The 26,473-nt window shown below is 72.3% G+C and carries 23 protein-coding genes and 3 pseudogenes; 12 read left to right on the top strand and 14 right to left on the bottom strand.

Annotated features, from left to right (window positions below; all coding sequences use genetic code 11):
• Positions 1 to 89 precede the first annotated feature (89 nt).
• Positions 90 to 1,268 (bottom strand): MalY/PatB family protein, encoded by a 1,179-nt coding sequence (locus tag QQM72_RS07905; RefSeq protein WP_314220054.1) that lies wholly within the window; start codon positions 1,266 to 1,268, stop codon positions 90 to 92.
• A gap of 25 nt (positions 1,269 to 1,293) precedes the next feature.
• Between QQM72_RS07905 and QQM72_RS07900 the strand changes: the two genes are divergently transcribed.
• The 3 genes and pseudogenes from QQM72_RS07900 to QQM72_RS07890 all read left to right on the top strand — a co-directional run bounded on the left by QQM72_RS07900 (position 1,294) and on the right by QQM72_RS07890 (position 4,003).
• Positions 1,294 to 2,328, top strand: coding sequence for a hypothetical protein (locus QQM72_RS07900; RefSeq protein ID WP_314220053.1), 1,035 nt, complete (start codon positions 1,294 to 1,296; stop codon positions 2,326 to 2,328).
• 8 nt (positions 2,329 to 2,336) lie between these two features.
• Positions 2,337 to 2,492 (top strand): annotated as a pseudogene (locus tag QQM72_RS07895) (SAM-dependent methyltransferase); the annotation flags it as partial.
• Between the two features lie 119 nt (positions 2,493 to 2,611).
• Positions 2,612 to 4,003 carry a S1 family peptidase gene (locus QQM72_RS07890; protein ID WP_314220052.1) on the top strand — a complete coding sequence of 464 codons (1,392 nt, stop codon included), beginning with the start codon at positions 2,612 to 2,614 and terminating at the stop codon, positions 4,001 to 4,003.
• Between the two features lie 61 nt (positions 4,004 to 4,064).
• On the opposite strand, the gene QQM72_RS07885 is transcribed toward QQM72_RS07890, so the two are convergent.
• Positions 4,065 to 4,232, bottom strand: a complete 168-nt coding sequence (locus tag QQM72_RS07885; RefSeq protein WP_314220051.1) for a hypothetical protein — start codon at positions 4,230 to 4,232, stop codon at positions 4,065 to 4,067.
• Between the two features lie 181 nt (positions 4,233 to 4,413).
• Positions 4,414 to 4,557: pseudogene (locus QQM72_RS07880) on the bottom strand (MarR family transcriptional regulator); the annotation flags it as partial.
• Between QQM72_RS07880 and QQM72_RS07875 the strand changes: the two are divergent.
• Positions 4,558 to 4,707: pseudogene (locus tag QQM72_RS07875) on the top strand (gfo/Idh/MocA family oxidoreductase); the annotation flags it as partial.
• 49 nt (positions 4,708 to 4,756) lie between these two features.
• Here QQM72_RS07875 and QQM72_RS07870 read toward each other — a convergent pair.
• Both QQM72_RS07870 and QQM72_RS07865 read right to left on the bottom strand, forming a co-directional pair.
• Entirely contained in the window at positions 4,757 to 5,452 is a 696-nt protein-coding gene (locus QQM72_RS07870) for a L,D-transpeptidase family protein (RefSeq protein WP_314220050.1), read from the bottom strand.
• Positions 5,453 to 5,670: 218 nt separating this feature from the next.
• Positions 5,671 to 6,951, bottom strand: a complete 1,281-nt coding sequence (locus QQM72_RS07865; protein ID WP_314220049.1) for an MFS transporter — start codon at positions 6,949 to 6,951, stop codon at positions 5,671 to 5,673.
• 100 nt (positions 6,952 to 7,051) lie between these two features.
• On the opposite strand from QQM72_RS07865, the gene QQM72_RS07860 reads away from it, so the two are divergent.
• Positions 7,052 to 7,588, top strand: coding sequence for a hypothetical protein (locus tag QQM72_RS07860; RefSeq protein WP_314220048.1), 537 nt, complete (start codon positions 7,052 to 7,054; stop codon positions 7,586 to 7,588).
• Positions 7,589 to 7,592: 4 nt separating this feature from the next.
• On the opposite strand, the gene QQM72_RS07855 is transcribed toward QQM72_RS07860, so the two are convergent.
• The 3 genes from QQM72_RS07855 to QQM72_RS07845 form a co-directional block, all read right to left on the bottom strand.
• Complete coding sequence (locus QQM72_RS07855) at positions 7,593 to 8,507, bottom strand: SDR family oxidoreductase (RefSeq protein WP_314220047.1); 915 nt, start codon at positions 8,505 to 8,507, stop codon at positions 7,593 to 7,595.
• Positions 8,508 to 8,644: 137 nt separating this feature from the next.
• A complete protein-coding gene (locus QQM72_RS07850; protein WP_314220046.1) occupies positions 8,645 to 9,274 on the bottom strand; it encodes an MBL fold metallo-hydrolase in 630 nt (209 codons plus the stop codon).
• Complete coding sequence (locus QQM72_RS07845) at positions 9,274 to 10,359, bottom strand: S-(hydroxymethyl)mycothiol dehydrogenase (protein WP_142267472.1); 1,086 nt, start codon at positions 10,357 to 10,359, stop codon at positions 9,274 to 9,276. Before QQM72_RS07845 ends, QQM72_RS07850 begins: the two co-directional genes overlap by 1 nt.
• A 171-nt stretch (positions 10,360 to 10,530) precedes the next feature.
• Here QQM72_RS07845 and QQM72_RS07840 point away from each other — a divergent pair, with 171 nt between their 5' ends.
• Positions 10,531 to 12,285 carry an ABC transporter ATP-binding protein gene (locus QQM72_RS07840; RefSeq protein WP_314220045.1) on the top strand — a complete coding sequence of 585 codons (1,755 nt, stop codon included), beginning with the start codon at positions 10,531 to 10,533 and terminating at the stop codon, positions 12,283 to 12,285.
• 67 nt (positions 12,286 to 12,352) lie between these two features.
• Here QQM72_RS07840 and QQM72_RS07835 read toward each other — a convergent pair whose 3' ends face one another.
• Positions 12,353 to 12,649 (bottom strand): hypothetical protein, encoded by a 297-nt coding sequence (locus QQM72_RS07835; protein WP_314220044.1) that lies wholly within the window; start codon positions 12,647 to 12,649, stop codon positions 12,353 to 12,355.
• A gap of 171 nt (positions 12,650 to 12,820) precedes the next feature.
• Here QQM72_RS07835 and QQM72_RS07830 point away from each other — a divergent pair, with 171 nt between their 5' ends.
• Positions 12,821 to 13,186: a nuclear transport factor 2 family protein gene (locus tag QQM72_RS07830; protein WP_314220043.1), complete on the top strand. Its 366-nt coding sequence runs from the start codon at positions 12,821 to 12,823 to the stop codon at positions 13,184 to 13,186.
• Positions 13,187 to 13,292: 106 nt separating this feature from the next.
• On the opposite strand, the gene QQM72_RS07825 is transcribed toward QQM72_RS07830, so the two are convergent.
• Entirely contained in the window at positions 13,293 to 14,075 is a 783-nt protein-coding gene (locus QQM72_RS07825) for a hypothetical protein (protein ID WP_314220042.1), read from the bottom strand.
• A gap of 144 nt (positions 14,076 to 14,219) precedes the next feature.
• On the bottom strand, positions 14,220 to 16,178 hold the full coding sequence (locus QQM72_RS07820; protein WP_314220041.1) for a ricin-type beta-trefoil lectin domain protein: 1,959 nt from the start codon (positions 16,176 to 16,178) through the stop codon (positions 14,220 to 14,222).
• Between the two features lie 208 nt (positions 16,179 to 16,386).
• Here QQM72_RS07820 and QQM72_RS07815 point away from each other — a divergent pair, with 208 nt between their 5' ends.
• On the top strand, positions 16,387 to 17,655 hold the full coding sequence (locus QQM72_RS07815) for a glycosyltransferase (protein ID WP_314220154.1): 1,269 nt from the start codon (positions 16,387 to 16,389) through the stop codon (positions 17,653 to 17,655).
• 80 nt (positions 17,656 to 17,735) lie between these two features.
• Here QQM72_RS07815 and QQM72_RS07810 read toward each other — a convergent pair whose 3' ends face one another.
• Complete coding sequence (locus tag QQM72_RS07810) at positions 17,736 to 18,398, bottom strand: TetR/AcrR family transcriptional regulator (protein ID WP_314220040.1); 663 nt, start codon at positions 18,396 to 18,398, stop codon at positions 17,736 to 17,738.
• A 180-nt stretch (positions 18,399 to 18,578) separates the two neighbouring features.
• Between QQM72_RS07810 and QQM72_RS07805 the strand changes: the two genes are divergently transcribed.
• Positions 18,579 to 19,838 (top strand): YncE family protein, encoded by a 1,260-nt coding sequence (locus tag QQM72_RS07805; protein WP_314220039.1) that lies wholly within the window; start codon positions 18,579 to 18,581, stop codon positions 19,836 to 19,838.
• 85 nt (positions 19,839 to 19,923) lie between these two features.
• Here the strand turns inward: QQM72_RS07805 and QQM72_RS07800 are convergent, their stop codons facing one another.
• Positions 19,924 to 21,786, bottom strand: a complete 1,863-nt coding sequence (locus tag QQM72_RS07800) for a glycoside hydrolase family 5 protein (protein ID WP_314220038.1) — start codon at positions 21,784 to 21,786, stop codon at positions 19,924 to 19,926.
• A 203-nt stretch (positions 21,787 to 21,989) separates the two neighbouring features.
• Here QQM72_RS07800 and QQM72_RS07795 point away from each other — a divergent pair, with 203 nt between their 5' ends.
• Positions 21,990 to 23,090: an XdhC/CoxI family protein gene (locus QQM72_RS07795; protein ID WP_314220037.1), complete on the top strand. Its 1,101-nt coding sequence runs from the start codon at positions 21,990 to 21,992 to the stop codon at positions 23,088 to 23,090.
• A gap of 197 nt (positions 23,091 to 23,287) precedes the next feature.
• On the opposite strand, the gene QQM72_RS07790 is transcribed toward QQM72_RS07795, so the two are convergent.
• Positions 23,288 to 23,791, bottom strand: coding sequence for a metallophosphoesterase family protein (locus QQM72_RS07790; RefSeq protein ID WP_314220036.1), 504 nt, complete (start codon positions 23,789 to 23,791; stop codon positions 23,288 to 23,290).
• Between the two features lie 134 nt (positions 23,792 to 23,925).
• On the opposite strand from QQM72_RS07790, the gene QQM72_RS07785 reads away from it, so the two are divergent.
• A complete protein-coding gene (locus QQM72_RS07785; protein WP_314220035.1) occupies positions 23,926 to 25,857 on the top strand; it encodes a glycosyltransferase family 2 protein in 1,932 nt (643 codons plus the stop codon).
• 4 nt (positions 25,858 to 25,861) lie between these two features.
• Entirely contained in the window at positions 25,862 to 26,461 is a 600-nt protein-coding gene (gene rfbC / locus QQM72_RS07780) for a dTDP-4-dehydrorhamnose 3,5-epimerase (protein WP_314220034.1), read from the top strand.
• The last annotated feature ends 12 nt before the right edge of the window (positions 26,462 to 26,473 follow it).

Genomic DNA, 26,473 nt, shown 5'->3' with positions numbered 1-26,473 from the left:
GGCGAGCGGCAGCGGCGAGTCCCGCGCGGCCGCCGCCATGCCCTCGATGGTCGCGGTCGGTCCTCCAGGTACTCCGGTACGCCGTCGGGTCAGCGAAGAGCGGCCGCCATCCGCCCCACCCCTTCGGTGAGGATCTCCGGCGAAGTGGCGATGTTCAGCCGGACATGCCCGGCCCCGCCCGTGCCGAAGTCGGGCCCGCGGCTGAGGGCGACCCGCCCCCGCTCCAGGAAGACCGCGGCCGGATCGTCTCCGAGGCCCAGCGCCCGGCAGTCGAGCCAGGCGAGATAGGTGGCGTCCCCCGGCCGGTACCCGACGCCGGGCAGCTGCTCGGCCAGCAGCGCGGTGAGCAGGCGCCGGTTGTCGTCGAGGCCGGCCAGCAGGGCGTCCAGCCATGCCGTGCCCTCGAGCAGGGCCGCGGTGTGCGCCAGCACACCGACGTGGCTCGGTCCGTGGGACACCTCCTCCGGCAGCAGGGCCAGGTCGGCCGCCGCCTCGGGGCCCGCCACGGCCAGGGCCGCCTTGAGCCCGGCCAGATTCCACCCCTTGGATGCCGACATCAGCGACAGGCCGTTCTCCGCGCCGGGGACGGCGAGGTACGGCACGAAGTCGGCCCCCGGGGCGGTCAGCGGCGCGTGGATCTCGTCGGCGACCACCCGCACGCCGTACCGCCGGGCGAGCGCGGCCACGGCGGCGAGTTCCCGCGCGGTGTGCACGGTGCCGGTCGGGTTGTGCGGACTGCACAGCAGGTGCGCGGCGCGGCCACCGCCGGCGACGGCGCGCCGGTAGGCGTCCTCCAGCACGCCGAGGTCGAGCCGGCCGTCCGCGCCGAGGGGCGCCTCGGCGATCCGCCGGTCCATGTGCGCGACGAACTGGAAGAACGGCGGGTAGACCGGCGGATTGACGACCACCGGATCGCCGGGCCCCGTCACCAGCTTCAGCATCTCGACGACGCCCAGCATCACATCGGGCACGATCGCCGTCCGCTCGACCGCCAGACCGTCCCAGGCCCACCGCTTCGCGGCGAACAGGGCCAGCGCCTCGGCGTAGGCGGTGCCCGCCGGGTAGCCGGTGTCACCGAGCTCCAGGGCCCGCGTCACCGCGCCGACGACCGGCTCGGCGAGGGGCACGTCCATCTCCGCCACCCACAGCGGAAGGACGTCCGCCGGATGGGTACGCCACTTCATGCTCGTACGACATCGGAGCCGGTCGAGCGTGAGGGCCTGTAAAGGGTTCGGTTCACCGGGCGTCTCGTGCGGGATGCTGGTCATGGGGCACAAGATAGGGGGCTGTGGTGTGACCTGGGATCACCTGAACGGGACAGCTGTGGCGGACGCCGGCGGCATTCCGGAGATCGCCTGCGACGAGTCGGGTTCGGACGGCGAGAACCTCACCGGCGGGAACACGGACGTGTTCGCCCATGCGAGTGTGCTGCTGTCGGCCGATTCCGCCGCCGGACATGTACAGGAGATCCGGAACCGTATCCGTTCACCCGCCGAGGAGTACAAGGCGAACCATCTGCTCCGGGAGAAACACCGGGCGGTTCTGGAATGGCTGCTCTCGGCATCGGGCCCGCTGTACGGGCACGCCCACGTACACCTCGTCGAGAAGTCCTTCTTCGTCGTGGACCGGGCCGCCGACCTGCTGCTCGGCGACCCCGGCGCGGCCGTCCCGCTGTTCCGGCACGGGCGGCGGACGTTCACCGAGGCGGAATGGAAACAATTCCTGGAGGCGGCCAACCGATTGCTGTGGGTGCGCCACGAGGACGCGTCGGACGCGCCCGTCGGGCATTTCTTCCGCACGCTCGAAGAACTGCGGCAGCGGTATCCGGGGACCGCGGTGGCCGAGACGCTCTCGCGGCTCGCGGAGGAACGCTCCCGTGCGCTGGCCTACCGGGCCGGAATTCAGGACGGACCGTTCGTGCTGACCCCGGTCCTCAATCCCCTGCTGCCCTCGATCCTGCACACGGCCGCCCACTGGAGCGCCGGCGGGCGCCCGGTCCGGCTCGCGCACGACCGGCAGAACATGCTCACCCCGGAGCGGATCGCCTGGATCGAGGGGGCGGCCCGGGTGCGGGGCATCCGCCTGGCCGGACTCCGGCTCGTCGTCTCGCGGCTCGACGCGCGGGTGCAGCTCGCCGACTTCCTGGCCGGCATCGCCCGCCGGATCGCCTCCGACGAACTGGGCGGCCGCGGCGACCCGGCGCTGACCGCGCTGCTGCGCCCCTACACCGGCGCGGCGGCCGTGTGGGGCGACGAGCGGAGCTGGGCGCGGCTCGGGCCCGCGGCGGAATCAGGAGGACGCTCCGCGCCGCTCGACTCGCCCGTCTAGATCGCTGCCAGCGCACCCCGAAGGACGTGGCCCGTTTCTTCGACGGCCTGGAGCTGCTGGAGCCGGGCGTGGTGTCCTGCTCGCGCTGGCGTCCAAAGGACATCGCGGGCGGGGCCGAACCGGACGAGGTCGCGATGTTCAGCGGGGTGGCCCGCAGACCCTGAGGTGATCACCTCCGCACTGAACGCTGCGGGGTCCTCGCGCGTATGAAGGTGAGGGCACTCAACGACCGGAGCGCCCCGCGGTGTTGAGGCCGTGCGTTCGGGGTTTCGGGAGCCATGACATGAGGCATGTACGACGACGGACCGTCCGGCGAGTGACACGGCTGGCGGCCGTCGGCGGACTCCTCCTGGGAGGAGCCATGGTCACGCAGGCGGCCATGGCGAGCGAGCCGGGCGGCACGGCCGCGGCGCCGCGCAGTGCGGCGGAGTCCGTCGTCACGAATCCGGGGGCGACCCTCGTCAAGAAGCTCGGCACCTCGCGCACGGCGGGCACCTGGATCGGCGCCGACGGGCGCCCGGTCGTCGCCGTCACCGACGAGGAGACGGCCGAAACGGTCCGGGCGGCGGGCGCCGAGGCCAAGGTCGTCCCGCACAGCATGAACGAGCTCAAGTCGGCCACGGCCACCCTGCGTTCGGCGCCCAAGGTGCCCGGCACCGCATGGGTGCTGGACTACCGCACGAACCAGGTCGTCGTGCAGGCCGACAGCACCGTGTCGGCCGGCGACTGGTCACAGCTGACGCAGACGGCCGGCGGCATCGGCAGCTTCGTCCGCATGGAGCGCACCACCGGCGAGTTCACCACCCGGATCAACGGCGCCCAGCCGATCCTGTCGACCGGCGGACGCTGTTCGGCCGGCTTCAACGTGACCAACGGCACGAACGACTTCATCCTCACCGCCGGGCACTGCGGGCCCACCGGCTCCACCTGGTTCGCGGACAACCAGGCCAAGCAGCAGGTGGGCCGGACGGTGAACTCCAACTTCCCCGGCGGCGACTTCTCCCTGGTGCAGTACGCGAGCGGCAAGGCCGGCGCGGGCGCCGACGTGGTGGCCATCGGCAACGGCAACGGGGTGCGGATCACGGGCACCGGCGACGCGGCCGTCGGCCAGCGGGTCTTCCGCAGCGGCAGCACCAGCGGACTGCGTGACGGCGAGGTCACCGGTCTGGACGCGACGGTGAACTACCCGGAGGGCACGGTCAGCGGGCTCATCGAGACGAGCGTGTGCGCCGAACCGGGCGACAGCGGTGGTCCGATGTTCTCCGACGGCGTCGCCCTCGGTATCACCTCGGGCGGCAGCGGCGACTGCACCACCGGGGGGACGACGTTCTTCCAGCCGGTGACCAGGGCGCTGGCACAGCTCGGCGTACAGCTGATCGTGGCCGCTCCCTCCGACAACACCGGCGCGTCCACGTCGTCCGCCGATCCCGCGCCGTCGGCCTCCTCCACCCAGGCGGGGCTCTCCCCGGGCGCGGCGTCGCCGGGCACGACCACTCCCGTCACGGAGAGCGGAGTCAGCGAGACCCTGGCCGCCCGGCTGACCGACCCCAGGAACATCGGCCCGGGTCTGCTGGTCATCGCGGGCAGTATGGTCGCCCTTGTCGCGACCCGGTACTTCCGCGCCGAGCAGGACCGCAAGGCCTACCAGCGGTACTACTCGGCGACGTGGGGGTGACGGCTGGGGGGGTGCCCGGTGCGGGGCGCCGCTGTCGGGCGGCCCCGCGGCCGGGTGGTTGTCAGGCCGCTTCGACGGAGGACGGAGCGGCGGCCCACTCCAGGACGAGCCGCTGGTATTCCGCACGCTGCTCGACGCTCAGTGTCCCGCCCGACCGGAGCCACAGGGCCCGGATCTCCTCGTTGACCTCTGCGGCCGATCGCTCGGAGAGGGATTCAACAGTGGACATGGCGTGAAGCTTACGGCTTCGGAAGTGAAGACCACGTGAGTCATCACGAACGAACCGGACATAACGGACGTGTTACTGATCACGTCCATCTGTCAACCCCCAGCGCGCCGTTCACCCCTCCGCCGCCCCGAGGACCAGCACCTGAACGGCCGGCACGGCGGCCCCACGCCCAGTCGTGGGCGGCCAGGGCCAGGGCCAGGATCTCCTCGTACGTGTGCGCACGGCCGGTGGCGGCCCGGACCTGGTAGCGGATGCCGGGGACGGTCGGCAGCGAGACGGCGCCGCCGCGTTCCCCGTCGGGGGTGAGCGGGCCGCCGGGGTCGACGTGACCGCGGCCGGCACCCGTACGCTGCCGTCCGTCAACGCCTGGGGCGCGGCCCGCTACACCCTGCCGGGCATCGTCGCGCACGAGTCCGCGCGGCAGGGCGGGGCCAGGCTCGAGATCCCGGACTTCGGGGACGCGCCCGGGGCGTGACGCCCGGGACGGCCGGGCGCCCGCGCCGCCTCAGCGACGACAAGCGGACTCAGGTGCCCGGCTTGCGGCCGTACACGAAGACGTCGTCGCCGTTCTTCAGCAGGGACCAGTACTTCTTGGCGGTCGTGGTGGTCATGTTGACGCAGCCGTGGGAGCCCGGCGGGTTCCACATGCTCAGACCGACCGAGTGGAAGGCCTGGCCGCCGTCGAAGAACTGGCTGTAGGGCATCGGCACGTTGTAGATGCTCGACACGTGGTCGATGTGCCGCCAGTAGATCTTCTTCAGACCGGTGCGGGTCTCGTACCCGTCACGGCCGGTACGGACCGGGACGGGCCCGTAGACGAGCTTGCTGCCGTCCTGGATCCAGCTGATCTGGAGGGTGAGGTTGACGCAGGCGATGCGGCCCTTGTTGGTCGGGCACTTGCCGGCCTTGTTGGGCTTGTTGCCGACCGCCTTCTGCTTGTTCATGAGGTCCATCACGCCCCAGGTGACGGGCCCGGCGTAGCCGATGTTGGGGGTGATGCCGTGCTTGGTCTGGAAGGCCCGGATGGCCTTGCAGTCGGTGGTCGACTGCTTGCCGTCGACGGGCCGGCCGAGGAACTTCTCGACCTGCTTCTGGTACGGCCCGGCCTGCGTCGTACAGCTCGCGGCCTGCGCCGGCCCGGCGCCCAGCGCCAGCGTCAACGGCGCGACCAGGCCGGTGAGCCCGAGCACGACGGCCCCTCGTCTGCGTATGTCCCCCATGGCTGCCCTCTCCCTGGCACATCAGTGGCGATCTCTCCCTCCTAGACACCTCTCGGCGGCCCGCGGTTGTAGGGCGATCCGGGCTGTGACCAAACAGAGAACTTCCTGTCCGTTCGGTTCACCCGGTACACACCGTTCAACCTGATTTCTCCGTGCCGGCGGGCGCGGCGTCCAGTCCAGTCGCCGTGGACTGGATCGGGCGCCGACCGGTACGCAGCTCATCGCGGCACTTTCCGGCTGATCGGCGCCGTGCCCCGCTGGTGCGGGAGTTCGCGGCGGGAGCGGACCGGGGAGAGGAAGACGGGCAGGAAGTTCACCGCCAGCAGCGCGCCGCCCACCCAGAGGGCGGCCCGCACTCCGGCCAGTTCGCCGATGAGGCCGGAGACGGCGGCGCCCACGGCCAGCGCCCCGGTCAGGAGGAAACGGAAGGTGGCGTTCATCCGGCCCAGGAGCGCGTCCGGGGTCATCCGCTGGCGCAGGCTCACGCCGAGGACGTTGTCCACGCCGGTCTTGAGCAGGGTCAGCACCCAGGCCGCCCCCGCGATCCACAGCCAGGGCCCCCGGCCGACCAGGGGCACGAGCAGGGCCGCGGGTGCCAGGGCCGGCCCGGTGAGGCCGAGTGCCCGGCCGTGTCCGAGGCGGGCCGCCAGCGGGCGGGCGCACCACGCGCCGAGCAGCAGCCCGAGCCCGCCCGCTCCCCAGAACAGACCCAACGCGCCTGCGGAGAGGCCGAGTTCACGGACGAACAGGATCGGCAGCATGGTGGTGACGATCTGCGAGCCGAAGTTGCCGAGGGCGGCGGTGAGCGCGAGCGCCCGCAGCTCCCGGTCGCCGAGGACGTGCCGTACGCCCTCCGCGATCTGGGCGCCCAGCCTGCTCTCGGGCGCCGGGCGCGGCGGTTCGTCGCCCGGCCGCAGTGCGCAGAGCCGGAGCGCGGACACGAGGTAGGCGCCGGCCGCGCAGAGCACGGCCACGGGTGCGGTGAGCAGTTGGACGAGTCCGCCGCCCGCGCCGCGTCCCGCGATGTTGCCCACGGCCTGGAGGCTCACGACGGCCGTGTTGGCCCGCACCAGGGCGGCGCGGTCGACCAGCTTGGGCAGCACGCTCTGCGAGCCGACGTCGAAGAACACGGTCGCGCACCCGTTGAGCAGGACCACCGCGTACAGCTGGGCGAGGGTGAGCGTGCCGGACCACCAGGCGAGGGGCACGGAGGAGAACAGCACGGCCCGGCCCAGGTCCGCGCCGATCAGGATGCGGCCGTGCCGCATCCGGTCCACCCAGACCCCGGCCGGCAGCCCGATGAACAGGAACGCGACCGTGCTCAGCGCGGCCAGGGCGCCGACCTGTCCGGGACTCGCGTCGAGCGCGGTCACCGCGACGAGGGGTACGGCGACGTAGCTCACGTTCGTGCCGAGTTGGCTCAGCGCGGTGGCCGAGAACAGGACGCGGAAGTCGCGGACGCGCCAGGGTGAGGCGGTCGGCTCGGTGGGGGTGTGCACGGTTGCACGCTGCCCGACGTGCTCCGGGCGGACAAGTGAAAAGATCTGCACGGGCCGTTAAGCGCCCCTACCACGTCAACAGGACGGAGACCGTGCGGAGATGTCCGCTTTCCTCCAGCAACTCCCCGCTCTCATAGGTGTCGTGGTCGGCGCCCTCGGCTCGTATCTGGCGATCGTGCGCAGCGACGGGGCCAGGTTCCGGCGCGAGACGGCGGCCCGGTGGGAGGAGCGGCGGCTGAGCGTGTACGGCGAGTACGCGCGGGCGCTGAAGAAGTCGGTGAACCTGACCTACCGCGTCGCCTCCCACCTCGGCAACGACCCGCACCCGCACCCCCTGTCCCCCGCCCAGGCCGAGCCGCTGCTCGCGGAGGCGACCGACGGACGCGACCCGGCCGGAGAGGCGCTGATCATGCTGGGCAGCCGGGAGGTGGTGGAGCGGGCGCGGGTGTGGGTGACCACGGTGATGGAGATGGAACGGTTCATGCGCGAGGGGACGCTCGACCCGCAGGCCTGGCAGGCGCTGCTGGAGCGGCAGCGGGCCGGCCGTGAGGGCTACTACGCGGCCGTACGCGAGGATCTCGCCCTGCCACCGGGTCACCCGGCGCGCTGGGCGACCGTTCCGCTCGCCGGCGCCTGAGTGCTCAGCGGTAGCCGGTGGTGTCCGCCGCCTTCCCGGGGTCCTGCACCTCGACCATGTAGCGCCAGGCGTCCGGTCGGCTGCCGTCGAGGTCGGTGAAGCCGTACACCGGGGCGAGGCCCCCGCTCGACAGGGACCGCCCGTTGAAGCGGGCCACGTCGGGGTCGGCGGCCAGGGCGGCGACCGCCCGGCCGACGTAACGGGGTGTCTCCGAGATGGCGAAGTGGGGGACGCGGTCCAGGGCGTCGCGCCAGTTGTCCTCGCGTACACCGAAGTTCTCGAGCATCAGCTCCGACCGCAGCCAGCCGGGGGTGAGCGCGAGGGCGGTGGCGCCGCGCGGCCCGAGTTCGTGGCCGAGGGCGAAGGCCATGCGCAGGACGGATGTCTTGGCGAGGTCGTAGAAGAAGTTCACGCGATAGGTGTCGCGGTTGTACTCGGTGGTGCCGTCGGTCATCTCGACGACCAGTCCGCCGGGCCGGCGCAGCAGCAGCGGCAGCGCGTGGTGGCTGGTGATCGCGTGGGTCTCGACGGCGAGCCGGAGCAGCCGCAGCCCGTTGTCCAGGTCGTGCTCCCAGAGCGGGGTGTCCCAGGCGAAGAGGTGCTCGGCGCCCCAGATGTCGTTGACGAGGACGTCGAGGCGGCCCTGCTCGTCCGCGACCCGGTCGACGAGGGCGCGGACCTGGGCCGCGTCGAGGTGGTCGGTGGGCACGGCGATGCCGTGGCCGCCCGCCTCGGTGACCAGGTCGGCGGTGTCCTCGATCGTCTCGGGGCGGTCGCTCTCGGAGCGCCGGGCACGGGTGGTGCGTCCCGTCACGTAGACGGTGGCGCCGGCCGCCCCCAGTTCCACGGCGATGCCGCGTCCCGCACCCCGTGTCGCCCCGGCGACCAGGGCGACCTTGTCTTCCAGCGGACCGGACATGTCCGACCTCCTGCGCGTGTTCCGTCGGTGTCGTCATCGAGGATCGATGGCGTGAACGAGGATCGCGCGGAAGCCGGACATCTCCTGTCGGCTTTTCCGCGCCGGGTCACCCGGTCGGGCGCGGGCCGCGGTGGCTCTCAGTGCCCGCGGGCGATCCACTCCTGCAGATGGGGGGCCTCCGCGCCGATGGTCGTCGTGTCCCCGTGACCGGTCAGCACCTTCGTCTCGGGCGGCAGGGCGAGCAGCCGGTCCCTGATGGAGTTGATGATCGTCGGGAAGTGGGAGTAGGAGCGACCGGTGGCGCCCGGTCCGCCCTGGAAGAGGGTGTCGCCGGTGAAGAGCACCCCGAGGCCGGGGTCGTGGAGGCAGACCGCGCCGGGCGCGTGCCCGGGGGTGTGCAGGACGGTGAGGTCGGTGCCGGCGGCCTCGATGACCTGGCCGTCGGCCAGGTGGGCGTCGGGCTCGCGGTCCGGGTGGGTGAGCTTCCACAGCGGCAGGTCGTCGGGGTGCAGCCAGATCGTGGCGCCGGTCGCGTCGGCGAGGGCGGGCGCGGCGTCGATGTGGTCGTTGTGGGCGTGGGTGCAGACGATGGCCGTCAGCCGGCGGTCGCCCACGGCGGCCAGGATGGCGTCGGCGTCGTGCGCGGCGTCGATGACGATCGCCTCGTGGTCGTCGCCGACGATCCACACGTTGTTGTCGACGTCCCAGGTGCCGCCGTCCAGGCTGAACCGGCCCGAGGTGACGAGGCGTTCGATGCGCGCGGCCATCACAGCACCACCACCGAGCGAAGGACGTCTCCGTGGTGCATCCGCTCGAACGCCTGCTCCACCTCGTCGAGTCGGATGGTCTCGGTCACGAACGCCCCCAGGTCCAGGCGGCCCTGCAGATGCAGGTCGATCAGCATGGGGAAGTCACGGGAGGGCAGACAGTCGCCGTACCAGGACGACTTCAGTGCCCCGCCGCGCCCGAAGACGTCCAGCAGGGGCAGCTCGAGCTTCATCTCCGGCGTCGGTACGCCGACCAGGACGACCGTGCCGGCGAGGTCACGGCCGTAGAAGGCCTGCTTGTAGGTCTCCGGACGGCCGACGGCCTCGATCACCACGTCCGCGCCGAAGCCGCCGGTCAGCTCGCGGATCGCCTCGACGGGGTCGGTCTCCTTGGAGTTGACCGTGTGCGTGGCGCCCATCTTGCGGGCCGTCTCGAGTTTGCGGTCGTCGATGTCGACGGCGATGATCTTCGCCGCGCCGGCCAGGTTCGACCCGGCGATCGCCGCGTCGCCGACACCGCCGCAGCCGATCACGGCGACCGTGTCGCCGCGGCCCACGTTGCCGGTGTTGATCGCCGCGCCGATACCGGCCATCACCCCGCAGCCCAGGAGCCCCGCCACCGCGGCCGACACCGACGCGTCGACCTTCGTGCACTGCCCGGCCGCCACCAGGGTCTTCTCCGCGAACGCCCCGATGCCCAGCGCCGGGGAGAGCTCGGTGCCGTCGGTCAGGGTCATCCGCTGCTTGGCGTTGTGGGTGTCGAAGCAGTACCAGGGCCTGCCGCGCAGACACGCCCGGCACTGCCCGCACACCGCACGCCAGTTCAGGATCACGAAGTCGCCGGGAGCGACGTCGGTGACGCCCTCGCCGACCGACTCCACCACACCCGCCGCCTCATGACCGAGCAGGAAGGGGAACTCGTCGTTGATCCCGCCCTGCTTGTAGTGCAGGTCGGTATGGCAGACCCCACAGGCCTGCACCTGCACCACGGCCTCGCCGGGACCGGGGTCGGGGATCACGATCGTCTCCACCCGTACCGGCTCGTTCTTCCCCGGCGCGATCACTGCGCGCACTTCCTGCGGCATGGTGCTGCCCCTTTCGTAGGCGGTCGTCCGTCCCGCTGCCGACCCTACGCGTGACTGATCGGTAAGGGCACGGGCGGCAGGGCCGACGCCCGCCCTGAACACGTCCTTCCCGGCCGCACCGCGCTGCGGCCGACGTAACCTGAGGCCTGACCCGACCTCCCGAGGAGCCCCGTGACCATCGCAGAGACCGCCGGCGAGCGGCCCCCGTGGCGACTGTTGCTCGACTACGTACGGCCACACCGCCGGTCCCTGCTGGCGGGTGCGGCGCTGTCCCTCGTCACCGGCGCCACCGGGCTGCTCCTGCCCCTGGTGGCAAGGAAGTTGATCGACGATCTGGGCCAGGACCGTTCGATATCCGGCGCGTTGCTCGCGCTCACGGCACTGGTCGTCGCCAACTCGGCGGTGGGCGCGCTGGGTTCGTTCGTGCTGCGGCGCACCGCCGAGTCGGTGGTGCTCGGCGCGCGGCGGGCACTCTCCTCGTATCTGCTGCGGCTGCGGATCACGGCGGTCGACCAAAGCGAGCCCGGCGATCTCATGGCCCGGATCACCTCCGACACGACGCTGCTGCGCGAGGTGACCACCGACTCGCTGGTGGGCCTCGGCACCGGCGGGCTCACCCTGGCCGCCACGGTCGTGATGATGGGTCTGGTGGACCCGGTGCTGCTGGGGGTCACGCTGGCCGTGATCGCCTGTGCGGGGACGGTCCTGGGCGTGATCGTGCCGCGGATCAACCGGGCGAGCCGCCGGGCGCAGGACGCGGTCGGCGTGATGGGCGCCTCGCTGGAGCGGGTGCTGGGCGCCCTGCGCACGGTGAAGGCGTCGGGCGCCGAGCACCGCGAGGAGGAGACGCTGCACGCGGCGGCCGAGGAGTCCTGGCGGCAGAGCGTGCGGGCCGCCAAGTGGTCGGCGGCCGCGGGCAACACGGCAGGCCTGGCGATGCAGACGGCCTTCATCACCGTCCTCGCGGTGGGCGGGGCGCGGGTCGCGACGGGCGCCATCCAGATCGGCACGCTGGTGGCGTTCCTGCTGTACGTCTTCTACCTCATGTCCCCGATCCAGCAGGTCGTCGGCGCGATCACCCAGTACCAGACGGGTTCGGCGGCCCTGAGCCGCATCCAGGAGGCCCTGCGGCTGCCCGCCGAGCCGGCGTCCCGGCCCGAGCCGCTGCCCTCGCCCGCCGCCGAACCGGCCTCGCTGGACTTCACCGACGTCCGGTTCCGGTACGCCGACGACCTGCCGTACGTCCACCACGGGGTGACGTTCAGCGTGCCGGCCCGGGGCATGACCGCGTTCGTCGGCCCTTCGGGCGCGGGCAAGACCACGGTGTTCTCGCTCATCGAGCGGTTCTACGACCCGGAGTCCGGCACGATCGCCCTCGACGGACGCGACCTCGCGCACTGGGACCTGTCCCGGCTGCGCTCCCGCATCGGCTACGTCGAGCAGGACGCCCCGGTGCTGTCGGGCTCGCTGCGCGACAACCTGCTGCTGGGGAACCCGTCGGCGGACGAGGACGCCGTGCGGGGCGTGCTGAAGACGACCCGGCTGGAGGGCCTGGTCGACCGGCTGCCGCAGGGGCTGGACACCCTGGTCGGGCATCGCGGGACGAAGCTGTCCGGCGGCGAGCGGCAGCGGGTGGCCATCGCCCGCGCACTGCTGCGCCGCCCGAGGCTGCTCCTGCTGGACGAGGCGACCTCCCAGTTGGACGCGGTGAACGAGGCGGCGCTGCGCGACACCGTCGCCGATGTCGCCCGGACCACCACCGTCCTCGTCGTCGCGCACCGGTTGTCGACGGTCACCATGGCCGACCGGATCGTGGTCATGGACGCGGGCCGGGTCCGCGCGGTGGGGACGCACCGTGAGCTGGTGGCGGCAGACCCGCTCTACGCGGAACTGGCGGCCACGCAGTTCCTGGCGACGGTCGAGTGAGCGGGCCCGCACGCGAGTGGGGGCCGCCCGGTCGTCCGGACGGCCCCCACGGGGCGAGCTGAGAGGCTCAGCCGACAGCGGGCAGCAGCCCGGTGACGGGCGCGACGAGGTCGGTGACCTGGTGCAGCTCGTTCAGCTTCTCGAGCTGGCCGACCTTGTTGAGCTCGCCCAGCTGCCGGGAGACCGGCGGAAGGTCGGCCCGGTGTTGCGCGGGAATCTGGCTCGTGGCGAGCGAGTCCAGCGCGGTCATCGGGTTGATTCGGCCGGTGGCCGGGGCTTCGGCCGCGCTCGCCATGGGCGCCGCGAGGCCCGTGACCCCGGCGGCGAGAGCGGCGAGAGCGGCGATGCGTCGAGTGGAGATCATGCCTACAGCAACGCCACCGGTGCCCTCGCGGACACGGGTGGGCGGCGGCGCTCACCCGACAGGCGGAGGTGACCGGCTGCGCTTGCCGAGCCCGGCCTGCCGGAGGAGCCTCGAAGGTGAGGGTCGGGCGGCCCGACCTCCCCTCGGCCGCGGCCCTCGGAGGAGGTCACCATGGGCACCGCGGCAGGCTCCGCTTTCGACACCGAGACCCTGCGCAGAGGCGTGGAGGGCAACACCGCGACGGCTTTGCTGTCGCTCTACGCCGACGACGCGGAGATACGCGTCATCGACCACAACTCCCAGCCCAGCCAGCCCAAAGTGCTGCACGGCCGGGACGAGATCGGCCGGATGCTCGAGGACGTCTACAGCCGGGACATGACCCACAAGCTCGAGGAGTGCATCGTCCAGGGCGACCGTGCCGCCTACAGCGAGTCGTGTCGGTACTCGGACGGCGTGCGCGTCCTCGCCGAGTCGATGATCACGTTGCGGGACGGCAAGATCGTCGAGCAGACCATGATCCAGGCATGGGACGAGTAGGAAGGAAGACCGCAGGGGTCCAGGTCGACTCCCGGCTGACCTGGACCTTCTCGGTGCGGGCGGTACGGGGGCGGACACGCGCCGACCCGCCGCGGGACAGCCGGCCTCAGGCCGGCGCGGACGCGCTCCCCGTGCCGGCCGAAGTGTCCTCGGCGGCGGCGATCCGCCCGAGGCGCCGGATCACCGCGCCCAGCCTCGCCAGTGCCACCGCCGTGCCGGCGCAGACGGGAACGGCGGGCCAGTACGCGAGGACGTTCCCGAAGACCGCTTCGACGAGGAGCGCGAGCAGCGCCGCCATGCCGACGGCGGCCCCGAGCGCGCACGGCCCGAAGCGGTCGTCGCGGCTCGCCCGGACCCGGCCCGTCCGGGCCGCCAGGAAGGCGGCGGCGGACACGGCGAGCGAGATCAGATAGGCAGTCGTCAGCGGGGTCGTGACGATCAGCGTCACGTCCAGCGTCCCGAAGTGCCAGCCGGGCCAGACGTCCTGGCCGTCGATCTCCACGACCCGGCCGTGCCACAGGCCGAGCACGACCCGCTTGCCCTCCCAGAGGTCCTGCCCGACCTGGTCCGCGACCCTGTCGACCCGCTTGCGCCCTTCGCCCAGGGCGAGGCGGACGGTGTACTCGGTGTGGGTGAAGTACGCGCCGTTGCCGCCGTCCTGGCCGCCGCCCGCGTGTCCGGACACCGTGTGCGAGGTCAGCTCCGTCACGCTCGCCTCGGCGGTGTGCAGGGATCCGTCCGACCGGGCGAGCGCCACGGCCGTCTCCTGGTAGGTGCGGCCGGCGAGCAGCAGGATCAGGACAGCCATGACGAGGCGGAACACCGCGCGCCGGACGCGCCCGCCCCCGCCCCCGCCCCTGACCGGCTCGGCCTCGCTGGTGTCCGACATGGTCCCCCCTGGTCCCGCACGTCGACTGGTCCGGCATGTCGACAGACACGGGAAACGCCCGGCCGGTTCCCCGACACCGGCGCTCGGACGCCTCCGCCCGGGGGCGGGGCCCCGGTCCGTGGGTCGGGGCCCCGGTCCGCTGGGTCAGGTCAGCGTCCACTTCTGGTTGTCGGCGGTGCCGCAGGTCCAGAGCACGATCGGGGTGCGGTTGGCCGTGCCCGCCCCGTTGGCGTCGAGGCACAGCCCCGCGTTGACGTTGGTGAGGGTGCCGTCGCTGTTGACGTTCCACTTCTGGTTGTTCTGGCCGTTGCAGTCCCAGATGACGACCTTGGTGCCGTTGGTGGTGCCCAGGTTGTAGGCGTCCAGGCACTTGTTCCCGTACACCACGAGTTCCTTGCGGGAGGTGTACGTCCAGGCCTGGTTGGAGCCGCCGTTGCAGTCCCACAGCTCGGCCTGGGTGCCGTTGGTGATCGTGCTGTTGTACAGGTCCAGGCAGCGGCCGGACTGTTTGCCGACGACGAGGGTGCCGTTCGCGCCGGCGAGGGGCTTGACCGTGATGTCGGCGAGGGTCGGGGCGCCGGTGAAGGCGAGCGTGTTGGACGAGCCCTTCGACAGGGACACCTGGAGGGAGACGGTGCCCTGCGCGGACCCCGTCGGCGGGAAGGAGACCGTCGTCGCGGTCTGGCCGTTGACCTTCAGCGTCGCGGTACGGGCGGTGGACGCCGTGTTGGTGTAGGCGACGTCGACCACCTTCAGGCCGGTGTTCCCGGCGACCACACCGGAGAAGCTCGACGTGCCGGTGTACGTGCTGCCCGACGCCTCCGTGCCGCCGGTGACGGTGAGCATCACCGAGCCGCCCGCCGGGACGCTCGCCGTGTAACTCGTGGCGTACGAGCCGACGTCGGCGCGGGCCCACAGGTCACGGACGGTGGCGGAGGCGTTGGTCAGACCCAGGTCGGACCAGCGGACGGTGATGTTCTGGGCCGCGGAGGTGCGGTTGAGCAGGACGACGGCCCGCTTGCCGCTGCCCGCGAGGACCTTGCCGTACACCTGCGCCCCGGAGGTGTCCTCGGCGACCTTGACGCCCTGGAGGCCGCGTGCGTCCTGGTCGACGGCGATGACCTCGGGGTTCTTGAGGATGTTCGCCGTCTCCGTGGTCATCGTGGTCAGGTCGTTGCCGGCGAGGAGCGGGGCGCCGGAGACCGCCCACAGGTTCATGTGGGTGCGGTTCTGGGCCGCGGTGAAGCCGGTCATGCCGACCATCAGCATGTCCGGGTCGTTGTAGTAGCCGGTGTGCTGGGAGGTGGGGTGCAGGCCCTGGTCGAAGTTGGACAGCAGGTTCGTCATCGACGGGTTGTTGCCGTAGTAGATGATGTCGGTGCTGGTCCGGAACATCGGGGCGAGGCCGGGGGCCCAGTTCCAGGTGTTCTGGTAGCCCCAGTTGCAGATGGAGAGGGTGAGCGGGCGGCCGGTGGCGGCCGTCGCCTTCGTGACGGCGCCGCTGATCGCGGTGTACGCCGTCGCCGCGTCGAGGCCCTCGGCGTCGCCGCCGCACCAGTCGACCTTCACGAAGTCGAAGCCCCACTGCGAGAACTGGAGCATGTCCTGGTCGTAGTGGCCCTCGCTGCCGCTGCCCGGGGCGGCGGGCCGGCCGGTCGGGTAGTAGTAGCCGCAGCCGTCCTTGCCGGCGTCCGTGTAGATGCCGGCCTTGAGGCCCTTGCCGTGGATGTAGTCGGCGATGGCGCTCATGCCGCCGGGCCACTCGGACTCGTCGACGGTGATGTTGCCCCCGCTGTCGCGGGTGCCCTGCCACCAGCCCTCGTCGATGTTGATGTACTTGTATCCGGCCGCCGGCAGGCCCGCGGCGACGAACGCGTCGACCTGCTGTTTGATGACGTTGTAGTCGATCTTCGCGGCGAAGCTGTTCCAGGAGGCCCAGCCCATCGGGGCGGTGGGCACGGCGATCTGCCGCGAGGTCGCGGCCTGGGCCGGGCCGGGCTGGGCGAACACCAGGGCGGCGGTCACCGTCAGCAGCAGGGCGAGCACCCGGGCGGCGGCGGATCTCCGGCGCCGGACCGGGTGCGCGGGGGGTGGGGGAAACATACGGGCGGCTCCAAGCTTCGAAATATCGAACATGGGTCGGTGAACCGAACGCGTTGCGCGCCGAAAGTAGAGCCGCCGGAGAGTGAAGTCAACGGCTGCGACAGAAGTGATGTGACCGGTCTCAACGACGAAGTGGCCACTTTCGCAGGGTCGTTCACCCCGGACCACGCACCCCGGACCCATACTGTCCGTCGTGCGAGTGGCGATCATGACAGCGGGCTCCCGGGGTGACGTGGCCCCCTTCACCGGGCTCGGCCAGGGGCTGGTACGGGCGGGACACGAGGTCACCCTGGTCACCCACGCGCGGTTCGCGCCGTTGGTGGCCGGCTCGGGGGTGGGCTTCCACGCGCTGCCGGTGGATCCGCGGGCGGAGCTGGAGTCCGAGCGGGGCCGGGGGCTGCACCGCAGCACCACCGGTCCGGGCAAGCTGCTGCGGGTGGCCCGGATGGCGCGGTCACTGGTGGGGCGGATGACCGACGACCTCCTGACCGCCGCGCACGCGAGCGACGTCCTGCTGCTGTCCGCCTCGGTGGCGCCACTGGGGCACACCATCGCCGCGGGACTGTCCCTGCCGAGCCTCGGCCTCTACCTCCAACCCGTCGCCCCCACCAGGGAGTTCGCGCCGCCGATGCTGGGCGGCGGCTCATGGGGCACGGTCGGCAACCGGCTCGCCGGGCACGGGGTCGGAGTGGCCGTCGAGCAGATCTTCGCGCCGGTCGTGCCGGCGGTACGGGCCCGGCTGGGGCTGCCCGCCGTACGCCGCCCCGGCACCGGTCTGCGCGGCCGGGCCCGGCACGGCTGGCCGGTCCTGCACGGCTTCAGCCCGCTGGTGGTGCCCCGGCCCCGCGACTGGCGGGCGGAGCTGGACGTCACCGGGTACTGGTGGCCGTACGACCGGGACACCCGACTCCCGCCCGCCCTGCGGGAGTTCCTCGACGCCGGGCCGCCGCCGGTCTTCGTCGGGCTGGGCAGCGCGACCGTGCCCGACCCGCGGCGGCTGAGCGCCGAGATCGTCCGGGCACTGCGGCGGGCGGGGCTGCGCGGGGTGATCCAGCGCGGCTGGGCGGGCCTCGCGGCCGACGGCGACGACATGCTGACCGTCGACGACGTCCCGCACTCGCTGCTGTTCCCGGAGACGGCCGCGGTGGTCCACCACTGCGGGGCGGGGACGACGGCGGCGGGCGTAAGGGCCGGGGTCCCCGCCGTACCGGTGCCGATCCAGTTCGACGAGACCTTCTGGGCCGACCGCCTGGTCCACCTCGGTGTGGCGCCGCGCTCGGTGCCACTGCGCCGCCTGACGGCCGAGACCCTGACCGCCGCGCTCCTGCGGGTCACCCGGGAGCCCGGCTTCCGCGAGCGGGCCGGGGAGCTGGGGACCCGGGTACGCGCGGAGGACGGGGTGGGACGGGTGGTGGAGGCCGTGGGGCGGCTGTCACCCGGCCCGCCCGGCCGGCCGGGCGGAAGCGGCCGTGGCTGAAGCGGCCAAGGCAGGAGTGGTCGGGGCGGGAGCGGCCGGGGCGAAAGCGGCCAAGGCCGGGGCGCCCGGGGCGGGAGCGGTTAGGACGGCTCGGGCGTCCACCCCGGCGGCCGCAGGATCCCCAGTAGTTGGCGCACCAGTTCGTCGACCACCTCGTCCAGGGTCGCGTCCACCCAGCCGGCGCTCCAGTCGTGGAGGAGGCCGTTGACACTGCCGATGAAGGCCGTCGCCGCGAGGCGGTAGTCGCGGGGTGCCGCCTCGCCGCGGGCGGCGGCCGCCGACGCCTCGGCGCAGATGAGGTCGACCCAGCGGGCGCGGCGGGCCAGTCGCTGTTCCTCCAGCCGGGGGCTGACCCCGACGATCTCCACGAAGGTGATCCGGATGCGACACGGGTCGGAGGTCACGTCGGCCGCGTAGGCGCGGAAGATCGCGGTGACCCGGTCCAGGAGCGGCATGTCCCGGGCGGCGGCGAAGGCGGCCAGGACCGCCTCCTCGGCCCAGTCGTTGACCTGGAGGTGCAGTGCGGCCAGGACGTCCTCGAGGGTGCGGAACTCCTCGTAGAACTGTCGGGTCGACAGACCGGCCGTCTCGCTGAGCGACGCGACCGTGGTGCCGCGGTAGCCGGGAACGTCCCCGAACAGCCGCAACGCCGCCGCCAGGAATCTCCCGCGCCGCTCGGCCTGCCGCTGCTCGGCGGTCTTGCCGCCGTAACGGCCGGTCGGCGCCCTGAGCCTGCCCGTCACTGGCCCTCCCTCGTCGTTCCGTGCTCCCCCGCCGCCGATTTTGTCGTGCACGAAGTCTTGTGGCGAAGGGCCCCCCTTCCTTACTTTCCAGTAAGTAAAGTCTGAATGCCTCTGTGTTCAGATTGGGCGGCCCTGTTCCGCCCTGCCCCCACACCTCCACCCCAAGAGGAGAGAGCAGCCATGCCTGCCTTCAGATCCAGGCACCTTTGCTCCGTAGCCGCCGCCCTCGTCCTGACCGTCACCGCCCCCGCCACGGCCGCCACAGCCGTCTCCGACGCCCCGACCGCCGCCGCACTGCGCGAGGTGCTCTTCGTCGGCAACAACTGGGAGGGCACCGCGGACGTCATCAAGTCCAGCGGTGACTTCGCCAAGGTCGGCCGTATCAACGTGATCCCCGACAAGGCCGCCCGGATGGCGGAGATCAACGCCGACCCGATCAAGTGGATCTACTTCATGGCCATCCGCAACGGGGTCGGCGAGGGCCACGACCAGTTCGTCGACGACATGTACACCACGCCGGACGGCGCCTCGGTGGTCGTCTCCCGGCCCAGCTTCGCCGACGTCGTCTCCATCGACCTGGCCACGGGGAACATCAACTGGCGCTTCCCGGTGTCCGGTTACCGCTCCGACCACATGGCCGTCTCGCCCGACGGCAAGCGGGTCGCGGTCTCCGCGTCGATCTCGAACACCGTGCACGTCCTGGACATCGGCACCGGCAGGCAGCTGGGCTCGTTCAAGACCGGCGACAAGCCGCACGAGAACATCTTCACCAAGGACGGCAAGTACATCTACAACATGTCGATCGGTGACGTGAACACCTCGCAGGACGCCCCGTGGCAGGACTTCACGAAGGGCGACCGGCGCATCACCGTCGTGGACGCGACCACGTACCAGCAGGTCAGGGTCATCGACATGCGGCAGCGACTGGACGCGATCGGCCTCACGGACTACTCGGACGCGGTGCGTCCGGCGGTCTTCTCACCGGACGAGTCCAAGCTGTACTTCCAGGTCTCGTTCTTCAACGGCTTCTTCGAGTACGACCTCGCCACGGACCGCATCACCCGGACGAAGACCCTGCCGAAGAACCCGGCGACCAGCGACGACCGCACCACCTTCGTCAACGACTCGCGCCACCACGGCATCTCGATGAGCCCGGACGGCGGCAAGCTGTGCGTGGCGGGCACGATGGACGACTACGCGACGGTCGTCGACCGCGCGACCCTCCAGGAGGGCCCGCTGGTCACCGCCTCCAAGCCCTACTGGGCCACGGTAAGCGGCGACGGCAGGAGCTGCGTCATCTCCGAGAGCGGCGCCGACCAGGTCACGGCGATCGACTTCGCCACCGGGCAGAAGGTCGTGTCGGTGCCGGTGGGCGACCATCCGCAGCGGGTCCGGATCGGCCATGTCGCGGCGAACTGGACCGGAACGAACTCCGGCTGACGGCTTCTCGGACAGCAGGGGTGGGTGGCGGTGACCGCCACCCACCCCTGCTGCCGTGCTGCCGTGCTGCCGCGTCCGGTGGGGGCTACCCCACCTTCTGGGTCACCCACGCCGACAGCTCCGTGCGGGCGGCGGCCAGCAGGGTCGCGGACGGTGCGGTCGCCCCGTTGGTGACCAGGGCGTAGTGCACGGTGCCCGAGTCCGGCGCGCTGAGCAGCAGGCGGCGGCTGCCCGTGCCGCCCGGTTCGGCGGCCGCGGCGATCTTCGTGGTCGTCGTGTACGGCGGCGGGGCGTACACCGTGCCGAGGTCGGAGACGACGGTCGTCGTGGCGGTCGGGAAGGAGGCCGGCAGGTGCAGGTCGGTGGGGGCCGTGCCGCCGTTCGAACGCCACACCAGCAGCCCGTACTGGCCGGAGCCGACGAGCTGCTTCGTGCTGGGCAGGGAGCTGGGGACCGGATTCCAGGTGAGGGTGGTGGAGCCGTCGCGGGAGCGGTCCTCGTAGGTGAAGGCGACGGTGGTGCCGGAGGTGGCGCTCGGGTAGATCCGGTCGAGCAGCCGGGCGTCCTGGCGGAGGGTCGCCGTGCCGCTGTCGTCCAGGCGTACGGCGGAGAGGTCCTCGTCGTTCCAGGCGTCACCGGTCGTGAGCACCTTGTCGGCGTTGGCGTTCATCAGCTCGTGGTGACGGCCGTTGTAGATGTCCCACTGCCACTGCGAACCGGACAGGACCGGACCCGAGGTCGCCGGGGTGGTCCACCAGCCGGAGCCCTTCACCCGGGAGTCGAGCGCCTGGTACATCGCCTTCAGGACGGTCGGCGCCTTGCCGGCGGTCGTGCCGTTCAGGGGATGGCCGAACTCGCTGACGATCGCCGTCGTCCCGGCCGCCGACGCCCGGTCGCGGACCGTGCCGAAGTCGGTCACGTACTGGCCGTCCTCCGCGTTGCCCCACATCAGCACGCCGGAGATGGCCTTCTGGTCGTAGAAGTGGGTGTTGAAGACATAGCGGGAGCCGAGCGTGCCCGCGTCCAGGAGCCCGCCCTCCTCCTTGCTGACGTTGCCGTTCCAGAAGAGGTTCGGCTCGACGAGGGCGGGCTTGTCGGTCCAGCCGGCCGCGTCCATCCGGGCCCGGAACCTCACGTAGAAGGGCCACAGCAGGTCGCGTTCCCAGGTGCGGCTGTTCTGGCCGGAGTCGTAGGTACCGGCGTAGGGCTCGTTGCAGGGGTCGAAGCCCAGGACGCCGTTGAACTGCTCGGTGGTGAGATTCACCTTGAGGTACGCCATGGTCTTCTGGGCGGTGGCCAGGAAGAAGTCCTGCAGGCCGTGGTTGTTGTGCCAGAAGTCGTACTGGGCGGCCTTCACCGCGCCGTTCTGGGTGATGTTCTGCCCCCAGAGGAAGCAGATGCCGCAGGATTCGGCGGGGTAGCCGCCGAGTGCCACCGCCCACGCGGGGGCGCCGTCGCCGGTGTACCAGCTGCCCGAGTTGAACAGGTAGCGGGAGTAGAGGTCCTGGTGGAAGTCGGGGTAGACCCGGATGCCCGCGTCCAGGAAGGCGCCCATCTGTGCGGTGGCGGCGGCCAGATAGGTGGTGTCGACCTGGCCGCGCACCGGTTCGGCGTAGGCCCAGGAGAGCAGGAAGCGGACGGAGTTGCCGCCGCCGAGGGCGCGCAGGGCCGTGGCGGACTTCTTGGCGTCGGCGACGGAGGCGAAGGGCAGGCCCTTGTTCTCCGCGAGCTTGGTCTCGCCGGAGACGTTGTAGCCGCGCAGTACGACCTCGCGGCCGTTCGCGTCGAGGAAGCGGCCGCCCGACACGGTGAGCGCCGTGCCGTCGAAGGAGAGGGAGTCGGGGAGCGTGGCCGCGCCGGCGGTCGGGGAGCCCGCCACCGTCAGGAAGCCACAGAGTCCGCAGAGGACGACCAGAACAGCGAGCAGACGTGCCCGAATATTCGGCATGTCCACTACAGTCCGGTGATTTCCGGACACCGTCAATACCTTCTGACCCGCGAGTAAGTTCATTCCCCGTCAACCCAGTTGGCAACCGGCTCCGCCGGTTCACCAGGTGTCCCGCGCGGCGCGGACCGGCGGGCGACACGGCCGCGGACTACCGTTCAGGGGAAACGGCCGATTCGGCCGTCGCGGCCGGAAGGAAACCGATCGTGCGCGAGATTCTCCCGGTGCTGAACGGGTGGTACGCGGCCGGTGCGCCGTTCGGGCTCGCCACCGTGGTCGCCGTCAGCCGCAGCACGCCTCGCGATCCGGGCGCGGCGATGGCGGTGGGGCCGGACGACGAGGTCGTGGGCAGTGTGTCCGGGGGCTGCGTGGAAGGCGCGGTGTTCGAGCTGGCCCGGGAGGTCGTCGCCGACGGGGCGGCCCGGCTGGAGACCTTCGGCTACAGCGACGCGGACGCCTTCGCCGTGGGGCTGACCTGCGGCGGCGAGATCACACTGCTCGTCCGTCCCGTCACGCCCGGCCTCGACCCGTCGTTCGGCGCCGTCGCGGAGTCGGTCGCCGCGGGCGAGCCGGTGACGGTGGCCACGGTGACCGACGGCCCCGCGCCACGCGGGGCCACCCTCGCCGTCTGGCCGGACCGGGCCTCCGGCACGCTGGGCACGGAGGGTCTGGACGCGGCCGTCACGTCCGACGCGCGCGGCGAGCTCGCCCTGGGCGTCACCGGTGTCCGGCACTACGGACCGCGCGGCCGGCGCCGGGAGGACGCCGTCGCGGTCTTCCTGCACTCCTTCGCGCCGCCGCCGCGCATGCTGGTGTTCGGCGCGATCGACTACGCGGCCGCCGTGGCCCGGATCGGCGACTTCCTGGGCTACCGGGTCACGGTGTGCGACGCCCGGCCGGTCTTCGCCACCCCGAAGCGCTTCCCGCCGGGCGTCGAGGTGGTGGTGGAGTGGCCGCACCGGTATCTGCGCGACACGGACACCGACGGCCGCACGGCCCTCTGCGTGCTGACCCACGACCCGAAGTTCGACGTGCCGCTGCTGGAGGTCGCGCTGCGCCGCCCGGCCGCGTACATCGGGGCGATGGGCAGCCGCCGCACCCACGACGAACGCCGGGCGCGACTGGTCGAGGCCGGCCTCACGGACGCCGAGCTGGCCCGGCTGCGCTCACCGGTCGGGCTGGACCTCGGGGCCCGTACCCCCGAGGAGGTGGCGGTGTCGGTGGCCGCCGAGATCGTCGCGCTGCGCTGGGGCGGCAGCGGGGCTCCGCTGACCGCGACGGCCGGGGCCGTCCACCGCGCGAGGTGAGGCGGGCCGCCGGCCCTCCGTCCCGGATTTCCGCGAGGAGGTGTGAGGCGCGCGCGAACCGGGTACCCGCCCATAACGGACAGGCATGCATGTCCGCCGTCCTTCGTCTCGCGAAGAGGAGGTCCGTTGAAGCAACGCACACTCGCAAGTTCCGGGCCGCCCCCGACCCTCTCGGCCGGGCGCGGCCCGGTTCTGTGTCATCGGCGCGGTGGCAGCCGGTGCAGGACGAGGTCCGTGAGCCGTCCTTCGGCCGCGGTGGCGGTCAGGTAGGTGCAGTGCGGCTGACGCCGTCGGTCGGTCGGGGAACCCGGGTTGAGCAGGCGGGGTCCGCCGGGGGCCGTGGTGTCCCAGGGGATGTGGCTGTGGCCGAAGACCAGCACGTCCAGGTCGGGGAAGCGGGCGGCGCAGCGGGCCTCCCGGCCCTGGGCGGGACCCGTCTCGTGGACGACCCCGAAGCGCAGTCCGCCCAGTTCGGCGAAGGCGACCTCGGGCAGCCGGGCGCGCAGGTCGGGCCCGTCGTTGTTGCCGTACACGCCGACGACCCGGCGGCTGCGGCGCTCCAGCAGGTCGAGGGTTTCCGTGTCGACCCAGTCCCCGGCGTGGATCACCACGTCCGCGAGCGGGAGCTCGTCGAGCAGCGGGGCGGGCAGCGCCTTGGCGCGCTTGGGCAGGTGGGTGTCGGACATCATCAGCAGGCGCACGGCGCCAGACTACAAAGTCCCCTACTCGGACCAATCAGGACAGGTGGCGCGTCGGCGCCGGGGTTAGCATCGGGCCACGCGCACCCTCCGTCCCGCGCACGGCAGAGCGATCCAGCAAGGGGGCCAGGAGCCCGATGCCGGTCAAGGTCAGCGTCATCGTCCCCGTCTACAACCCCGGTCCCTACATCGAGGACTGTCTCGCCTCGCTGCTGAGGCAGTCCCTCCCGCCGGACGAGTACGAGGTGATCTTCGTCGACGACGGCTCCACCGACGCCACCCCCGCGCTCCTCGACGCGGCCGCCGCCGAGGACCCCCGGATCCGGGTCGTCCACCAGGAGAACTCCGGCTGGGCGGGCAAGCCCCGCAACGTCGGCATCGACGTCTCCCGGGGCGAGTACGTGATGTTCGTCGACGACGACGACCACCTCGGCGACGAGGCCCTGGAGCGGATGTACGCCTACGGGGTCGCGAACGACGCCGACGTCGTCGTGGGCAAGATGGCCGGCAAGGGGCGCTCGGTGCCGGTGGAGCTGTTCCGCACCAACCGCCCGCACGCCACCGTAGAGAACGCACCCCTCATCGACAGCCTCACCCCGCACAAGATGTTCCGCCGGGCGTTCCTGGACCGCACCGGCCTGCGCTTTCCCGAGGGGCGGCGCCGGCTGGAGGACCACGTCTTCGTCACCGAGGCCTATCTGCGCGCGGACAACGTCTCGGTGCTCGGCGACTACGTCTGCTACTACCACGTCAGGCGCGACGACGCCGCGAACGCGGGCTTCCAGCGGTTCGACCCGGTGGGGTACTTCAAGAACCTCCGGGAGGCCCTGGACGTCGTCGAGCGGTACACCGAGCCGGGTCCGCTGCGCGACAGGCTGTTCCGGCGGTGGCTGCGCGTGGAGATGGTCGAGCGGCTGCGCGGCACCCGCTTCCTCGGCCTGCCCGAGGACTACCGCAGGGAGCTGTTCGAGGAGATCCACGGGGTCGTCGTCGAGCGGTTCGGGCCGGGTGTGGCGGCCCCGCTCCAGCCCACCCAGCGGGTCGTCGCCGCGCTGGCCGCCGACGGCCGCTACGACGACGTCGTCGCCTTCGCGGAGTGGGAGTCGGGCGTCGCGCTCGCCGTCGACCCGGAGGACGTCACCTGGCAGGGCGGCGTGCTGCGGATCGCCTTCGCCGCCGAGCTGACGCACGACGGCGGGCCGATGACCTTCCCGTCCGCCGGGGGTTCCCCGCAGTGGCCGCCGCACGACGTGGCCGAGGCGGTCCGGTGGCTGGGCACCGACACCGTGGGCCGGTTCGACCGGGCCGCGCCCGACCTGCTGCTCCGGGAGCGGGCCAGCTCGGCGCAGTACTTCCAGCCGGTGGAGGTGGTCCGCGAGACGGTCCCGGCCGGCGACGGCAGCCAGGTGCGGCTCGTCCTGCGGGCGACCGCCACCATCGATCCCGCCACCGCGCTCAGCGGCGGGCCGGCGGGTGAGGGGCTCTGGGACGTGTTCGTGCGCGTCGGCCTGGGCGGCTGGACGAAGGAGCTGCGGCTGGGCCCGGCGCCCCGGCACGGCCGTCCCGTCCCGCCCGCCGGGGTGGTCGCGGGGCGCGTGGTCCTGCCGTACTGGACCGACCGGTACGCGAGCCTGGCGCTGGACGTCGGGCACGCGGGCCGCCGGCTGGGCCTGGGCCGCGTGGCGGCCGAGGACGTCGCCGTCGCGGAGGACCGCCTCCATGTGGTCCTGCCGCTGCACGTGCCCGAGGCCGCCGACGTGCTGCTGCGGCTGACGGGGGCGAGGTCCGGCGGCTCGCGCGAGGTCTTCGGGACGCTCTCGCCGGGCGGCCGGCTGGCGGCCGTCCTGCCGGTCGGTGATCTGCTGGGCAGGACCTGGCTGACGACGGTCTGCCTCACGCCGGATGCGGAGGGGGCGCGCTTCCACCCGCTGCCCTTCGCCCTGCACGTCGCGCCGGACGGCGTCCTCGTGGTACCGGCGCCCCAGCCGGCCGGTGCCCGACGGCTGGCCCGCAGGGTGCGACGGGCGCTGTACCGGGCACTCCAGAGCATCACGCCCCGCAGGAGGTGACGACATGCGGCCACTGGACATCGAGGGGGCCTGGGTGCTGGAACCCAAGGTCTTCCCGGACGGGCGGGGCAGCTTCCACGAGTGGTACCGGACGCCGGAGTTCCGCGAGGCCACCGGCTACGACCTGGGGATCGCCCAGGCCAACTGCTCCGTCTCCCGCCGGGGCGTGCTGCGCGGGGTGCACTTCTCGGACGTGCCGCCGGGGCAGGCCAAGTACGTCACCTGTGTCCGCGGGGCGGTGCTCGACGTGGTGGTCGACCTGCGGGTGGGCTCCCCCCGGTTCGGGCGGTGGGAGGCGGTCCGGCTGGACGACGACACCCGGCACGCGGTGTTCCTCGCCGAGGGCCTCGGCCACGCCTTCCTGGCCCTCACCGACGAGGCCACCGTGGTCTACCTCTGCTCGACCGGATACGCGCCCGAACGCGAGCACGGGGTGCACCCGCTCGACCCGGCCCTGGGCATCGACTGGCCGCGGGGCGTGGAGCCGGTGCTGTCGCCGAAGGACGCGCGGGCGCCGTCGCTGGCCCGGGCAGAGGCGTCGGGGCTGCTGCCGTCGTACGCCTCCTGCCGGGCCCGCTACCGGGAACTGAGGGTCAGCGGCTGAGGGTCACCGGCC

This window comes from Streptomyces zaehneri (genome assembly GCF_032248645.1).
GTDB classification, from domain to species: domain Bacteria; phylum Actinomycetota; class Actinomycetes; order Streptomycetales; family Streptomycetaceae; genus Streptomyces; species Streptomyces coriariae.
This window is presented reverse-complemented; position numbering and strand designations above follow the sequence as displayed.